The sequence below is a fragment of the Rhizomicrobium sp. genome (genome assembly GCA_037200045.1).
Classification (GTDB): Bacteria; Pseudomonadota; Alphaproteobacteria; order Micropepsales; family Micropepsaceae; genus Rhizomicrobium.
The window spans coordinates 539,674-553,024 of the sequence record JBBCHM010000001.1 but is presented as its reverse complement, the minus strand read 5'-3'; the positions used below and the strand labels follow the sequence as shown (position 1 = coordinate 553,024).

The 13,351-nt window shown below is 65.8% G+C and carries 18 protein-coding genes; 9 read left to right on the top strand and 9 right to left on the bottom strand.

Annotated features, from left to right (window positions below):
* Window positions 1-107: 107 nt before the first annotated feature.
* The 4 genes from leuD to WDM86_02490 are packed head-to-tail and all read left to right on the top strand — an operon-like array spanning window position 108 to window position 2,649.
* A complete protein-coding gene (gene leuD, locus WDM86_02505; protein ID MEI9988886.1) occupies window positions 108-713 on the top strand; it encodes a 3-isopropylmalate dehydratase small subunit in 606 nt (201 codons plus the stop codon).
* 4 nt (window positions 714-717) lie between these two features.
* A complete protein-coding gene (gene leuB / locus WDM86_02500) occupies window positions 718-1,821 on the top strand; it encodes a 3-isopropylmalate dehydrogenase (protein MEI9988885.1) in 1,104 nt (367 codons plus the stop codon).
* A 9-nt stretch (window positions 1,822-1,830) separates the two neighbouring features.
* Window positions 1,831-2,256, top strand: coding sequence for an Imm63 family immunity protein (locus WDM86_02495; protein ID MEI9988884.1), 426 nt, complete (start codon window positions 1,831-1,833; stop codon window positions 2,254-2,256).
* A gap of 15 nt (window positions 2,257-2,271) precedes the next feature.
* A complete protein-coding gene (locus WDM86_02490; protein MEI9988883.1) occupies window positions 2,272-2,649 on the top strand; it encodes a hypothetical protein in 378 nt (125 codons plus the stop codon).
* A gap of 8 nt (window positions 2,650-2,657) precedes the next feature.
* On the opposite strand, the gene WDM86_02485 is transcribed toward WDM86_02490, so the two are convergent.
* The 3 genes from WDM86_02485 to WDM86_02475 are packed head-to-tail and all read right to left on the bottom strand — an operon-like array spanning window position 2,658 to window position 4,546.
* On the bottom strand, window positions 2,658-2,918 hold the full coding sequence (locus WDM86_02485) for a hypothetical protein (GenBank protein ID MEI9988882.1): 261 nt from the start codon (window positions 2,916-2,918) through the stop codon (window positions 2,658-2,660).
* Window positions 2,919-3,887 (bottom strand): NADPH:quinone oxidoreductase family protein, encoded by a 969-nt coding sequence (locus WDM86_02480; GenBank protein ID MEI9988881.1) that lies wholly within the window; start codon window positions 3,885-3,887, stop codon window positions 2,919-2,921.
* The gene (locus WDM86_02475; protein MEI9988880.1) at window positions 3,884-4,546 is read right to left on the bottom strand and encodes a TetR/AcrR family transcriptional regulator; all 663 of its coding nucleotides are present in this window, start codon (window positions 4,544-4,546) and stop codon (window positions 3,884-3,886) included. The genes WDM86_02480 and WDM86_02475 overlap by 4 nt, the downstream gene beginning before the upstream one ends.
* A gap of 328 nt (window positions 4,547-4,874) precedes the next feature.
* On the opposite strand from WDM86_02475, the gene WDM86_02470 reads away from it, so the two are divergent.
* Window positions 4,875-5,336 carry a PaaI family thioesterase gene (locus WDM86_02470; GenBank protein MEI9988879.1) on the top strand — a complete coding sequence of 154 codons (462 nt, stop codon included), beginning with the start codon at window positions 4,875-4,877 and terminating at the stop codon, window positions 5,334-5,336.
* Between the two features lie 182 nt (window positions 5,337-5,518).
* Window positions 5,519-5,773, top strand: a complete 255-nt coding sequence (locus WDM86_02465; GenBank protein ID MEI9988878.1) for a PaaI family thioesterase — start codon at window positions 5,519-5,521, stop codon at window positions 5,771-5,773.
* Window positions 5,774-5,919: 146 nt separating this feature from the next.
* On the opposite strand, the gene WDM86_02460 is transcribed toward WDM86_02465, so the two are convergent.
* The 5 genes from WDM86_02460 to WDM86_02440 are packed head-to-tail and all read right to left on the bottom strand — an operon-like array spanning window position 5,920 to window position 8,127.
* Complete coding sequence (locus WDM86_02460) at window positions 5,920-6,060, bottom strand: hypothetical protein (GenBank protein ID MEI9988877.1); 141 nt, start codon at window positions 6,058-6,060, stop codon at window positions 5,920-5,922.
* Window positions 6,061-6,074: 14 nt separating this feature from the next.
* On the bottom strand, window positions 6,075-6,638 hold the full coding sequence (locus WDM86_02455; protein MEI9988876.1) for a hypothetical protein: 564 nt from the start codon (window positions 6,636-6,638) through the stop codon (window positions 6,075-6,077).
* Window positions 6,631-7,224 carry a sigma-70 family RNA polymerase sigma factor gene (locus tag WDM86_02450; GenBank protein MEI9988875.1) on the bottom strand — a complete coding sequence of 198 codons (594 nt, stop codon included), beginning with the start codon at window positions 7,222-7,224 and terminating at the stop codon, window positions 6,631-6,633. Before WDM86_02450 ends, WDM86_02455 begins: the two co-directional genes overlap by 8 nt.
* 35 nt (window positions 7,225-7,259) lie before the next feature.
* Window positions 7,260-7,655, bottom strand: a complete 396-nt coding sequence (locus WDM86_02445; GenBank protein MEI9988874.1) for a DoxX family protein — start codon at window positions 7,653-7,655, stop codon at window positions 7,260-7,262.
* Window positions 7,656-7,686: 31 nt separating this feature from the next.
* Window positions 7,687-8,127: a hypothetical protein gene (locus WDM86_02440; GenBank protein ID MEI9988873.1), complete on the bottom strand. Its 441-nt coding sequence runs from the start codon at window positions 8,125-8,127 to the stop codon at window positions 7,687-7,689.
* 185 nt (window positions 8,128-8,312) lie between these two features.
* Here WDM86_02440 and WDM86_02435 point away from each other — a divergent pair, with 185 nt between their 5' ends.
* Both WDM86_02435 and WDM86_02430 read left to right on the top strand, forming a co-directional pair.
* On the top strand, window positions 8,313-8,489 hold the full coding sequence (locus WDM86_02435) for a hypothetical protein (GenBank protein ID MEI9988872.1): 177 nt from the start codon (window positions 8,313-8,315) through the stop codon (window positions 8,487-8,489).
* A 200-nt stretch (window positions 8,490-8,689) separates the two neighbouring features.
* Window positions 8,690-11,017, top strand: a complete 2,328-nt coding sequence (locus tag WDM86_02430; GenBank protein MEI9988871.1) for a UvrD-helicase domain-containing protein — start codon at window positions 8,690-8,692, stop codon at window positions 11,015-11,017.
* 140 nt (window positions 11,018-11,157) lie between these two features.
* Here WDM86_02430 and WDM86_02425 read toward each other — a convergent pair whose 3' ends face one another.
* The gene (locus WDM86_02425; GenBank protein ID MEI9988870.1) at window positions 11,158-11,448 is read right to left on the bottom strand and encodes a GIY-YIG nuclease family protein; all 291 of its coding nucleotides are present in this window, start codon (window positions 11,446-11,448) and stop codon (window positions 11,158-11,160) included.
* A 216-nt stretch (window positions 11,449-11,664) separates the two neighbouring features.
* Between WDM86_02425 and WDM86_02420 the strand changes: the two genes are divergently transcribed.
* Window positions 11,665-13,326: a porin gene (locus tag WDM86_02420; GenBank protein MEI9988869.1), complete on the top strand. Its 1,662-nt coding sequence runs from the start codon at window positions 11,665-11,667 to the stop codon at window positions 13,324-13,326.
* The last annotated feature ends 25 nt before the right edge of the window (window positions 13,327-13,351 follow it).

Sequence of the window (13,351 nt, the reverse complement as noted above, 5' to 3'; positions counted from 1 at the left end):
GTCACCACCCCATCGCTGCCCCAGGGCCGAGCCTATCGCGGCGGCGGGAGAATTGGAATAATTCCAGCTTGAGGGCATGTGGTCGCATCGCTATGGTCGCGCCCGCCATGGAACCATTCACCAAACTCGAAGGCGTCGCGGCGCCTCTGCCGATGATCAATGTCGACACCGACATGATCATCCCCAAGCAATTCCTCAAAACCATCAAGCGCACCGGCCTCGGCTCGGCGCTGTTCCACGAGATGCGCACGCGGCCCGACGGCAGCGTGAATCCCGATTTCGTGCTGAACAAGCCGGCCTACAAGAAGGCGCAGATCCTCGTCACCGGCGAGAATTTCGGCTGCGGCTCGTCCCGCGAGCACGCGCCCTGGGCGCTGCTCGATTACGGGATCAAATGCGTGCTGGCGCCGAGCTTCGCCGACATCTTCTACAACAACTGCTTCAAGAACGGCATCCTGCCGATCGCGCTGCCGCAATCGGAGATCGACAAGCTGATGGACGACGCCGGGCGCGGCGCCAATGCGGTGCTCTCCATCGACCTGGAGAAGCAGGAAATCCGCGGGCCGGACGGCGGCTGCATCACGTTCGACATCGACCCGTTCCGCAAGCAATGCCTGCTCAACGGCTGGGACGACATCGGGCTGACACTGCGCGCCGAGCAGAAGATCACGGACTTCGAGGCCAAACGCGCCCGCGACATGCCGTGGGCCTGAGATCATGACCTTCAAACTGCTGCTGACTCCGGGCGACGGCATCGGGCCGGAAGTGATCGCCGACACGCGCCGCGTGCTCGGCTGGTTCGAGCAGAACCGCAACATCGCGTTCGAGACCGAGGAAGCGCCGATCGGCGGCATCGCCTATGAGACGCTGGGCACGCCCGAGCCGGACGCGACCATCGCGAAGGCCAAGGCGGCGGACGCGGTGCTGTTCGGCGCGGTCGGCGGGCCCAAATGGGACGCGCTGCCGTTCGACAAGAAGCCGGAGCGCGGCCTCCTGCGCCTGCGCAAGGACCTCGGCCTGTTCGCGAACCTGCGGCCGGCGCTGTGCTTCGATGCGCTGAAGGATGCGTCGAGCCTCAAGCCCGAGATCGTGGCGGGGCTCGACATCCTGATCGTGCGCGAACTGACCGGCGGGGTCTATTTCGGCGAGCCGAAGGAGATCACCACGCTGGCGGACGGCCAGCAGCGCGCGGTGGATACCCAGGTCTACACCACGCACGAGATCGAGCGCATCGCGCGGGTGGCGTTCGCGCTGGCGCGGCTGCGCGGGGGTCGCGTGACCTCGGCCGAGAAGAACAATGTGATGGTGACGGGCGTCTTGTGGAAGCAGGTCGTGCAGAAGGTGCACGATGCGGAATTCCCCGACGTGGCGCTGTCGCACATGCTGGCCGACGCGCTGGCGATGCAGCTGGTGCGCAATCCCAAGCAGTTCGACGTGATCGTGACCGACAATCTGTTCGGCGACATCTTGTCGGACGAGGCGGCACAGCTCACCGGCTCGCTCGGCATGCTGCCCAGCGCCTCGCTGGGCGCGAAGGACGCGAACGGCAAACAGCTTGCGTTGTACGAACCGATTCACGGCAGCGCGCCGGACATCGCCGGCAAGGGCGTGGCCAATCCGATCGCGTGCATTTTGTCCTTCGCGATGGCGCTGCGCTATTCCTTCGGCCGCGGCGACGACGCGGCGCTGCTGGAGAAGGCGGTCGAGCGCGCTTTGGCGGAAGGCTACCGCACCCCGGACATCATGCAACCGGGCATGACCAAGGTCGGCACCAGCGAAATGACGGCGGCGATCCTGAAGGCGCTGGATAAGCTAAACTAGGCGAAAGAAGTGCCTCTTTCCTCAACCTCCGCGATTGTAGCCCAAGCACTGGAGATCGGTGCCAAACACGGATTTCAACCAGCCGATTTTCGATACCTGGATCAGAGCAACGACTTTGCATGCCCTTTCATCGAAGTGGACAGGGCGTATCACCTCGTCGTTAGGGAGCGTGGCAAAGAGTTTGAGAGGCATACTACCGCTGACCTGGACGAGCTTCTCTATTGGGTATTCGACGGTGTGACGTTCGGAGCCGCGTCGGAATATGAGCTTCATCACCGCGACGAGAAGCAGGATTTTCGCCGAATCCTTTTTTCCCGCCAGTTGGAGCTTCTAGGTGAGATCGACCCGGCCTGGAGGACACGCTGCGCTGCAGCACTGAACCAGATATTACTACGCCATCCATTCGCGGATTCTGGTCCCCAAACGGTCGCCTAGACTAAAGGCTGTGTGATGAAAGCGACATTGATCATCGTTCAAAACGATGCCGACCACCGCGAGGCGCTTGGCTTGATCGAAAAGCTCATGGCGTCGGACGATCCTGCCGACCGCCCCCGGATGGCGGCGCAGGCGCGACTGGTCGAAGCCTATGAGAAATCGCGGTGGCCGCGCCGCCACGCGAGCCTGCCGGCACTACTCGCCTATCTGATGGACCAGCACGGCATGACCCGTGCCGACCTGGTGCCCCTGCTCGGGACACCCAGCCGCGTCAGCGAAGTCCTGGCGGGCAAGCGCGAACTGAGCATGACGATGGTCAAGCGGCTGCGTGACCACTTTCATTTGCCGGCCGACCTGTTCATCCCGACGGGAACGCCTTCGGTTGCGGCATAGGCACGTGACTATTGCTCGACCACCAATTGTCCGAAGTGCTGGACGAAGCGGCGCTTGATGCGGCGGATCCAGCGGATTTCGTCTTCGGGGTCCTCGTAACCATCGGCCTTCAGGACGTCGAGCGCGAATTGCCTGGCGTCGATCCGCTTGGCCGTCACGATGGCGCGGACCTTGGCGTCCGAAAGGTTGAACCCCCAGTCGTCGCACAGGCTGCGCAGCAGCAATTCCAGCTGCGCCTCGACCGTCTCTTCCTGTTTCCAGCGCGCCATCTAAGGTTCGATCACCACTTTGCCGATCACGCTGCGGTCCTGGAGGGTGCGCATCGCATCCACCGCTTGCGCCAGCGGGAAACGCGCATGGATGTGCGGATGGATTTTCTTTTCCGCCAGAAGTTTCGTGATCGCGAACATGTTCTGGCGGCCCTTCTCGGGGAATTTGCGGCCGTATTCGCCGGCGCGCACGCCCAGGATGGAATAGCCCTTGATCAGCGGCAGGTTCACGCCGATCGATGGGATGCGGCCCGAGGTGAATCCGATGATCAGGATGCGGCCGTCGAAGGCGATGCAGCGCGTGCTCTCGTCGAACACCTCGCCGCCGACCGGATCGTAGATCACATTGGCGCCCTCGCCGCCGGTGATCGCCTTGACCGCTTCGCGAAAGCCGAAGGGCGGCAGCACGTGGTCGGCACCGTAATCCTTCAGGAAGGACCGCTTGGTCTCGGTCGAGGCGGTGGCGATCACCTTGGCGCCCAGATGCCGGCCGAGATCGACCGCCGCCAGCCCGACCCCGCCGGCGGCGCCATGCACCAGCAGCCATTCGCCGGCCTCCAGCCGGGCGCGGCGCACCAGCGCGACGTAAGCGGTCAGATAGGCGACGGTAAAGCTCGCCGCTTCGGCATAGCCGATGCCCTTGGGGATCGGGCGCAGGCCGGCGGCGGCGATTTGGATCTCCTCGGCGTAGCAGCCCAGGCCGCCGACGATCACGCGATCGCCAACCTTCGGGTTCGACACGCCTTCGCCCACCGCGATCACGTCGCCGGCGGCTTCGGTGCCGGGGATGAAGGGCAGCTCGGGCTTGTGCTGGTACTTGCCCTGCACGGTCAGGATGTCGGGGAAGTTCACCGCCGCGGCGCGGATGCGTACCCGCGCCTGGCCCGGCCCGGGCGGCGGCAGGTCGACGTCTTCGAGCGTCAGCGTGGCGATGTCGTCCGACGACGCGCGGCAGAGAATGGCTTTCACGCCGTGCCCGTCGCGGCGGCGGGCCAGTCGGCGTTGGGCAGGGTGCGGATGCCGCCGATGAACAGCGCGGTGGCGAAATTGGCGGCCGCCACGGGATCGCGCTTCTCGCGCTGGACCATGCGCTCGCCGACCTCGAAGGCGACGCCGACGATGGCGGCCATCAGGTAGTCGGCGTCGATCGGCGGGAACAGGCCCTCCTGGATCGCCTTCTCGATGTCCTCGCGCAGCTCCTCGAAGCCGGCGACGATCTCGGGCGTGTGGACGCGGAACCTGGTGGTGTCGGCGCTGTGGCGGATGGTGCGGACGGCCATGTGGTCTTCCGCCATGAACTCCAGGAAGGTGCGGAAGGTGGAGGAAATGAACTCCTCCACGGTCCTGGCCTTGCGACGCTCGTCGCGCAGGCGCGGCCGGATCGTCAGCGCCAGCTCGTCCTGGATGGCCTGGAACACTTCCTCCTTGGACTTGAAGTAGTTGTAGAAGGTGCCCGAGGCGAGCGGGGTGGCGCGGATGATGTCGCGCACCGTGGTGGCGCCGAAGCCGAGCTCGGCGAAGACCTTGCGGGCGGCGTCCAGGATCAGCTCCCGGTTCTGCACCTTGGTCTGCTCGCGCTTGCCGAGCGGCTCGGGACGGACGACGGGCTTGAGAAGTGACGAATCCATGACGGTCTCGCTGAGTGACCGGCGGACTCTAACGATTGGTGACACCTCGTCAATTTTTATGCGGGGCAGTTGGCTGGGCGCTACTATATATAGTGGGCCGGACGACCTGCACCACATCGTACTGTTTTCGAGGTCACGAGAGACTTTTCCCCCATTCGAACCACGAAGAAAAGCGCCGGGGTCTCCCCCTGCCGCACCGGCCGGGGCGCCCGCTCGGGGCGGTCCGACCCGTTTTACTTGGTGCCCGGCCCGAACGGTTGCAAGGGTGTCGCGGGATATCCGCCCATCCGGGCATGACATATCGCGGCCGACAGGCGACGATCCGGCCATGAGCGATCCTCCCAACGAGACATTCCAGCGGGCGATCTCCGCCCAGGGCGGGACGGCCTTCCTGAACGCGCTCGGCGCCAGCGTGGTCGAGGCGGTGCCGGGGCGCAGCCTCATGCGCCTGCCCTATGCGCCGCACCTTGTCGGCAATCCGCAGACCGGCGTCGTCCATGGCGGAGCGATCACCGCCTTGCTCGACCAGGCCTGCGGCATGGCGGTGGGCTCGGCGCTCAGCCAGCGCACGCCCGAGGCGGGCGGGATGCGGGCCATCGCGACGCTCGATTTGCGGATCGACTATCTCAAGGCGGCCACGCCCGGCGCCGACATCCTGGTGGCGGCCGAATGCGTGAAGATCACCCGCCAGATCGTGTTCGCGCGCGGCCGCGCCTTCCAGGAGAGCGCGGACGAGCCGATCGCGCTTGCCACGGCGACCTTCATGATCACCGAAGCGCGGGCGGGCTGAGGCGATGGATCTGCTGGCCAAGGCGGCGCGGGACGGCGTCGCGCCCGACATGAGCGCGCTGGTCGCGGCGGTGCCCTATTGCGCCTTCCTCGGCCTTTCGGCGCGGCGCGACGGCGAGCGCGTGGTGCTCGAAATGCCGTTCGACGCCAGGCTCATCGGCAATCCGGTGCTGCCGGCGATCCATGGCGGGGGTGATCGGCTCGCTGCTGGAGACCGCGGCGATCGTGCAGACGGTGTGGGCGACACGCAGCGCCTCGCTGCCCAAGCCGGTGGACATCACGATCGACTATCTGCGGACCGGCCGGCCGGTCGCGAGCTACGCCAGCGCGACGCTGGCACGCCAGGGCCGCCGCGTGGTGAACGTCCACGCCACGATGTGGCAGGACGACGAAACCAAGCCCATCGCGGGCCTCAGGGGGCATTTCCTGCTGCGGTGATCTATCGCCCGAACCGCAAGTTCACGGGACTCAAAAAAAGGTTGTCATGGCCCGCGAATGCGGGCCACCCAGTTGGCGTCGGCACAGATGGTACAGATTTCACCTGGGTCCGCCGCATTCGCGGCGGATGACACCGAGTGTTTGAACTAGTCGTCGGTGTCCTTTCGGCCGCTCAGCGCGAGCACGACGCCCACAGCCGCGGCGAACAGCGCCACCCCGATGGCGACGGCCACGCCGATCCAATGATGGTGATGCGGCAGATGTCCGACATGGTCGAGAACCGGCATTGACGACGCGATCCTCATTTGAGCCTGTCGAGTTCGTCGATCTTCCGTTGCAGCCTGGCCGCGCCGATGACCTGGACCAGCCAGACGATCGCCACGATCAACGCCGCGATGATCGCGCCCAGGACGATCACTTCGTGGTCGGACGCGAGCGTTCGCCAGGGCACGTGCGCCTGATACCAGCGGCCGAGCAGCATGAGCACCATGCCGGGCACGGTCGGCAGGATGTACCAGGACCATGCCGTCCGCAGGAGCTGCCGCTGGCGCATAAGTTCGCGCCGATGGAAGGCAACGAGGTCGAGCGCATCGGGCAAAGCGCGCGAAGCGCCCTGGCGATGGAGCCGCCACACGATGTGGAGCACGGCCAGGATCACGAGCACGCTCCCGGTCTTCATCATCCAGCCCGGAAAGACCCAGGCATACCAGCCGAACACCGCGACGACGAACGCCGAGGCGATATACTCGATCGCGTTGCGCCGGAAGATGCGCCGCTGGAACTGCGCGGCCTTGGCGTGGATGTTCGCGAGCGTCACGGTTTCCTCCGCTGGCTGGTTCTTCCAGAGGGTCTTGATGTCAGTCATCGATGCCTCCCCGGATGCGTCTGGCGAGCACCGCCTTGAGGCGATGGATCTTGGTGGCGACGGCGCCCGCGGTCATGCCGGTGATCTCTCCGATGCCCGCCGCGTCGATGTCTTCGAGATAGAGCAGCATGATCTGCGCGTCGGCCGGCTTGAGCGCGTGGATCGTCGCCATCAGCCGGTCCAGCGTTTGCCGCTCGCCAAGGGCTTCTTCTGGCCCGGCGCCGGCGTCGGCGAAATCCATCTCCTCGATGCTCACGCCCCTGCCCGCCCGGCGGCGCGCCGTCACATGCGAGGCGGCGGTGTTGTGCGCCACGCGATAGACCCAGGTGCGCATCGAGCAGCGGCCGTCGAACCCCGCCAGGCTGCGCCACAGGGCGAAGTGGATCTCCTGCAGCAGGTCGCGGCGTTCGGCGGGATCGGCCTCGACGGCGCGCGCCAGCCTTTCGAGCGCCGGACCATATTCGCCCGCCGCGCTTCGGTAGCGTTCGTCCCGGCTGTCAAAATCCCTGCCCTGTTTTCCTGTCTCCCAGATAGTCGGTGGGAGAAGGGAATTCTTACACCGGCGGGCGATGCCCGCGGCGGGCATTGAAATGACGACCCTCCCTCAAGGGGAGGGTAGATTCAGTTCCAGTCGCCGCCGATGTTCAGGCCGATCCGGCCGGCGCCGAGCAGCGCCACCGACAGACCGCCGAGCAGGTAGAAGGTCTCCAGCTCCAGCGCATAGCCGCCATAGGCATTGAGCTGGAACAGCATCGCCGTGCCGGCCAGCACGACGGCGACGATCATGTTGGCGACGATGAGCAACCCGCCCAGCCGCGCGAACAGGCCGAGGATCACCAGGATCGGCCCCAGGATCTCGCCCGCATAGACGCCATAGGCGACGGCCTCGGGCAAATGATGCGCCACCACCAGCGATTTGATGTCGGCGATGCCGGTCAGAAGCTTGTGAACGCCGTGAAACAGAAGCAGCCCGCCGACGCCGAGCCGAACGACCAGTTTTCCGATGTCTTCCTGCACGCTGTTCCCCCTCGTGGTAAATCGGCGGGAACTATACGCCTTCATGTTGCAGGACCGTGTCTGCCGAAAATTGCGGCAATTCGCCGGCGCTCGGGCCATCGAGCATCGGATGACGGCGGATCGTGGGGCGCGGACTGCGGAATTGGCGGGCCGTTACGGTTAACGGCTTGCGTTTTCGCGCGCAGGTTGGTGCGGCACGCGGGACACTGCGCGCGGAAAAAGCGCGCGTCGGCGCGATGTCGGCGACGGCGGCGGGCGCGGCGAGCGCGACCGGCTCGCTCTTGGCGGGCACAAGATCCGGCTTGGCGGTGTGGGCGCGCCAGATCGCGGCGAAGCTCGTGCGCACGCCCTCGATCGCCATTACGGCGATGAAAACCGCGCCTGTCGCATACATGATCTGAACGAAGGGCGGCTGGCGCGCCGCGACCGCGAGCGCCAAATGCCACACATCCAACCATCCGGCCTTGTTCATCCGCCGTGTGCCCCAACACCACCCCTGTGGACCATTGTGCATGAAATGCGGCGCCTTTCCATGCGGCGATGACGGCGCGGCGATGCCCATTGTCGAACTGGTTGATGCCCAGCGCGTGGGCAGCGCGGATAGAAATTGAGCGGCCGACATCGCGCGGGGGCGACATTTCTGGCAACCTCGCGCGCATGCATATCGTTGCGCATCTCGCCGGCCTGCTTGTGCTGCTCGCGGTCTTCCTCGCCGGCTTCGCGCTGTTCTGGATCGCCCGGCAGGACGACAGCCGCGCCGGCCGGCTGATCGGCCTCATCGTCATGGCCGCGAGCGCATTCGCCATCGCCTGGCTCGCCCGCCGGCTGTTCTGACGCCGAATCCGGAAGAGGCCGATGACTCACGCGGAGCCGCGGAGAACGCGGAGATTGTTCCGACTCCGCGTTCTCCGCGGCTCCGCGTGCCAAAGGCCGCCGAATGGCGGCCTGGAAGAAGCTGGGAGTTGCACCCCCGCAAGGGGTGAAATCGCGGCCCACAAGTTCTACATTGGTTCCATGCTTTCAGAATCGCGCGCATGAGCGGCTACGGCAACCGCTACAACGATCCCCTGGACGACGCTTTCGGCTCGGACGAGCCGCAGGTGCCGGTTCCGCGCGAGCCGCCCTATTTCGCGGGCCTCAACAACGAACAGCGCGAGGCGGTCGAGGCGACCGACGGGCCGGTGCTGGTGCTGGCCGGCGCCGGCACCGGCAAGACCCGCGTGCTGACCACGCGCCTCGCCCATATCCTCGCGACCCGCAAGGCATGGCCGGGGCAGATCCTCGCCGTCACCTTCACCAACAAGGCGGCGCGCGAGATGAAGGAGCGCATCGGCGCCCTGATCGGCGGCGTGGTCGAGGGCATGCAGTGGCTCGGCACGTTCCACTCCATCGGCGCGCGCATGCTGCGGCGGCACGCCGAGCTCGTCGGCCTGAAGTCGAACTTCACCATCCTGGACACCGACGACCAGCTCCGCCTGATGAAGCAGCTCATCGAGGCCGCCGGCATCGACGAGAAGCGCTGGCCGGCGCGCACGCTCGCTTCCACCATCGACGATTGGAAGAATCGCGGCCTGTCGCCCAAGGACGTGCCGGAGGGCGAGGGCCATGGCTACGCCTTCGGCAAGGGGCGCGAGCTTTACGCGCAATACCAGCAGCGGCTGAAGGACCTCAACGCCGCCGATTTCGGCGACCTGCTGCTGCACACGCTGAATATCCTGAAGGCGCATCCCGATATCCTGGCCGATTACCGCGACCGCTTCCGCTACATGCTGGTCGACGAGTACCAGGACACCAACGCGGTCCAGTATCTGTGGCTGAAGATCCTCGCGACCTCGTCCGGCAATGTCTGCGTCGTCGGCGACGACGATCAGTCGATCTATGGCTGGCGCGGCGCGGAAGTGGAAAATATCCTGCGCTTCGAGCGCGATTTCCCGGGCGCGAAAGTCATCCGCCTGGAACGCAATTACCGCTCGACGCCGGCGATCCTCGGCGCCGCCTCGGGGCTGATCGCGGCCAACAAGGGAAGGCTCGGCAAGACGCTGTGGACCGAGGGCGATGCCGGCGAGAAGATCAAGGTCCAGGGCGTGTGGGACGCCGAGGAAGAGGCGCGGACCATCGCGTCCGACGCCGAGGACCTGCACCGCCAGGGCCAGGCCTTCGGCCAGATGGCCATTCTCGTTCGCGCCTCGTTCCAGATGCGCGAATTCGAAGACCGATTCATCGCGCTCGGCCTGCCCTATCGGGTGATCGGCGGCCCGCGCTTCTACGAGCGCGCCGAAATCCGCGACGCGATGGCCTATCTGCGGCTGATCGCGCAGGGCGACGACGATCTCGCCTTCGAGCGCATCGTCAACAAGCCCAAGCGCGGCATCGGCGATGCCTCGGTGCAGGCGCTGCACCAGTTCGCGCGGGCGCGGACCATGCCGCTGCTGAGCGCGGCGCGCGAGATCGCCGGGACCGACGAGCTGCCGCCCAAGGCGCGCAAGGCGCTCGGCGAGCTGGCGGCGAATTTCGCGCGCTGGACCGACACCGCGCGGGTCATTCCGCATACGGAGCTTGCCGAGATGGTGCTCGACGAGAGTGGCTATACCGACATGCTCAAGGCCGACAAATCGGCCGAGGCGCCGGGGCGGCTGGATAATCTGAAGGAATTCGTCCGCTCGATGGAGACCTTCGAGTCGCTGGCGGCGTTCCTCGAACATGTGTCGCTGGTGATGGAGATCGCGCAGGACGAGACCGGCGACCGCATCAACCTGATGACGCTGCACGCCGCCAAGGGGCTGGAGTTCAACACCGTGTTCCTGCCCGGCTGGGAGGAAGGCCTGTTCCCGAGCCAGCGCACGATGGACGAGAACGGGCTGGCGGGCCTGGAGGAGGAACGGCGGCTCGCCTATGTCGGGCTGACGCGGGCGCGCCAGCGCATCCGGGTGAGCTTCGCGGCGAACCGGCGGGTGCATGGGAGCTGGCAGAGCGCCCTACCCTCGCGCTTCATCACGGAGTTGCCGGAGGAGCATGTCGAGACCAGCGTCGACGAAGGCTTCTATGGCGGCAGCGTCGGCTTTCGCGACAACATGAACGCCGGCGGCTTCGCCTCGACCTATGACTCGCCGGGCTGGAAGCGCGCGCAAGCGAACCGCGCGGCGAATGGCGGGGCGCGGACGCGCCCGCCGCTGATCGAGGCGCAGGCGCATTCCATTCAAACGAGCGACCCGGCGGCGAGCGAATACGCGCGTGGCGACCGCATCTTCCACCAGAAATTCGGCTATGGCCGGGTGACGAGCGTGGAAGGCAACAAGCTCACGGTCGCGTTCGACAAGGCCGGCGAGAAAAAAGTGATCGATACGTTCGTGACAAGGGGGTGAGGCGCAACAAGGGGGGTGAGGCGCAGCTCTATCACCCAAACAGGTGTCATCCGCCGCGAATGCGGCGGACCCAGGTGAAATCAGCGGCGTAGATGTCACCTGGGTGGCCCGCATTCGCGGGCCATGACACCGGGGAGGGGTTAGAACAGCGTCTCATACAAATCGCGCCATTCGACATTATTCTGCTGAATGAGGTTGATCTTCCATTCGCGCTTGTACTTCTTCAATCGCTTCTCGCGCGCGATGGCAAAGCCGATATCGTCGAACACCTCGTAGTAGACGAGCATCTTCACGCCCTGCTTTTTGGTGAAGCCGTCAACCAGGCCTTCCCGGTGCTCCCAAACGCGCCGCGCGAGATCGTTGGTCACGCCGATATAGAGCGTGCCGTTGCGCGCACTCGCCAGAATGTAGACGTAATAAGCCTTCGACATCCTGCGAATGTCACCTGGGTCGCCCGCATTCGCGGGCGATGACACCGGGGATTAAAGGAACATTCAACTCAGATATCGAGCCCCCCGCCCCCACCACACCATTCCCCACCCGGGTCATGGGGTTATCCACATAATCTCTATTGACTAGGTAGATATTTAGAACAATATTCCGCCGACACGGCGCGGGCAGCGCCGCCATGGGAGGGACACAACCGCATGACTATCCGCCTTCGCGCCTTGGGCGCCGCGCTTCTCGCCACGGCCGCCACGCTTGCCGCCCCGCAGGCCTTCGCCGCCGCCGCGCCCGCCAGCAACAACACAGAGGACCGGCTGCGCGCCCTCGAGGACGAGCTCAACAACGTCAACGCCCAGCTCGTCGACCTGAAACGCAGCCAGTCCAGCCAGTATGACGACGGCAACCGGCAGCTCGCCGGCCTTGTCAACATCAAGCTCGACAATGGGCGGCCGACCTTCACCTCGCCCGACGGCAATTTCAGCCTCGCGATCCGCGGCCTCGCCCAGCTCGACTGGGGCTATTACTCGCAGGGCAACGCCGCCTCGTCGCTGCCGACCGCCTTCGGCCCCGATCTGGGCAGCGGCGCGAATTTCCGCCGCGTCTATCTCGGCCTGCAGGGCAAGGCGTTCGGCAACTGGTCCTACAACCTCAATTTCGACTTCGGCGGCAGCGGCGGCACCGAAACGCCCGGCCACATCCAGTCGGTCTATCTGCAATATGACGGCCTGGCGCCCTTCGCCTTCCGCGTCGGCGCCTATCCGCCGCCGGCCAGCATCGAGGACGGCACCTCGGCCGGCGACACCATCTTCCTGGAGCGCAACGCCCCGTCCGACCTGCAGCGCAACATCGCCGGCGGCGACGGGCGCGTCTCCGCGTCTCTCCTCTATCTCGGAGAAGAAGTGTTCGGCGCGGTTTCCTATACCGGCAACAAGGTGCAGGACGGCGCCAAGGCGCTGGCCGCGGCCGGCGCCACGGTGGCGCCGAACTACGACGAGCAGCAGGCCGTGGTCGGCCGCCTGTCGGACCGCTTCTGGCATACCGCGAGCGCCAATTTCGTCGTCGGCATCAACGGCACCTATGTGATCAAGCCGCCGGATTCGGTGCCCCATGGCTCGGCGAACCTCTCCACCACGCCCGGCGCCACCGCGCTCAACAGCGTGACGCTGTCCGATCCGCCGGAGCTGACCATCGACTCCAACGGCACGCTGCTGGCCACGACCGGCTCGCTGCCCACCAAGCATGTCTCGCAATGGGGCGCGGAAGCGGCCGGCAATTTCCTGAACTTCTACGGCCAGGCCGGCTATTACGGCTTCCAGGTCGACCGCGCGCCGGTCGCCTTCACCCAGTTCACCGCCGCCGCCACCTCGCACACCTCGATCCTGCAGCCGTCCAACAACAGCTTCTCGGGCTGGTACGCCCAGGCGACCTGGATCCTGACCGGCGAGCAGAAGCCCTACAACCAGGCCACCGGGTCGTTCACCGCGCCCAAGGTCGCCCATCCCTTCGGCTTCGGCCCCGACGCGGGCTGGGGCGCGTTCGAACTGGCCGGCCGCTTCAGCGAGCTGGACCTCAACAGCCATGCGCTGGACCCGGCGAACGTCATCACCGCCTGGCCGAGCGGGCTGAGCCGCACCTACACCTATTACAACACGGTGCGCGGCGGCGATCAGCGCATCGTGACGGCGGCGCTGAACTGGTACCCGAACAATTTCGTCAAATTCGCCGTGCAGTATCAGTATATCCAGGTCAGCCGCCTGCAGTCGCCGGCGGCCGTGACCACCACCGGCACACCGTCGCTGCCCACCGTCAACGGCGGACAGAATCTTTCGACCATCGCCCTGCGCGCCCAAATCTCGCTTTGAACCGTTTAGCTCTATTGGAGAAGGG

Bases quoted from the DNA above. Each gene is read 5' to 3' on its own strand.
- leuB (MEI9988885.1), top strand. From the start codon at position 718: ATGACCTTCAAACTGCTGCTGACTCCGGGCGACGGCATCGGGCCGGAA.
- WDM86_02430 (MEI9988871.1), top strand. From the start codon at position 8,690: ATGAGCGGCTACGGCAACCGCTACAACGATCCCCTGGACGACGCTTTC.
- WDM86_02455 (MEI9988876.1), bottom strand. From the start codon at position 6,638: ATGACTGACATCAAGACCCTCTGGAAGAACCAGCCAGCGGAGGAAACC.
- WDM86_02460 (MEI9988877.1), bottom strand. From the start codon at position 6,060: ATGCCGGTTCTCGACCATGTCGGACATCTGCCGCATCACCATCATTGG.
- WDM86_02435 (MEI9988872.1), top strand. From the start codon at position 8,313: ATGCATATCGTTGCGCATCTCGCCGGCCTGCTTGTGCTGCTCGCGGTC.
- WDM86_02425 (MEI9988870.1), bottom strand. From the start codon at position 11,448: ATGTCGAAGGCTTATTACGTCTACATTCTGGCGAGTGCGCGCAACGGC.
- WDM86_02420 (MEI9988869.1), top strand. From the start codon at position 11,665: ATGACTATCCGCCTTCGCGCCTTGGGCGCCGCGCTTCTCGCCACGGCC.
- WDM86_02490 (MEI9988883.1), top strand. From the start codon at position 2,272: ATGAAAGCGACATTGATCATCGTTCAAAACGATGCCGACCACCGCGAG.
- leuD (MEI9988886.1), top strand. From the start codon at position 108: ATGGAACCATTCACCAAACTCGAAGGCGTCGCGGCGCCTCTGCCGATG.
- WDM86_02485 (MEI9988882.1), bottom strand. From the start codon at position 2,918: ATGGCGCGCTGGAAACAGGAAGAGACGGTCGAGGCGCAGCTGGAATTG.
- WDM86_02475 (MEI9988880.1), bottom strand. From the start codon at position 4,546: ATGGATTCGTCACTTCTCAAGCCCGTCGTCCGTCCCGAGCCGCTCGGC.
- WDM86_02465 (MEI9988878.1), top strand. From the start codon at position 5,519: ATGGCGGGGGTGATCGGCTCGCTGCTGGAGACCGCGGCGATCGTGCAG.
- WDM86_02440 (MEI9988873.1), bottom strand. From the start codon at position 8,127: ATGAACAAGGCCGGATGGTTGGATGTGTGGCATTTGGCGCTCGCGGTC.
- WDM86_02470 (MEI9988879.1), top strand. From the start codon at position 4,875: ATGAGCGATCCTCCCAACGAGACATTCCAGCGGGCGATCTCCGCCCAG.
- WDM86_02450 (MEI9988875.1), bottom strand. From the start codon at position 7,224: ATGCCCGCCGCGGGCATCGCCCGCCGGTGTAAGAATTCCCTTCTCCCA.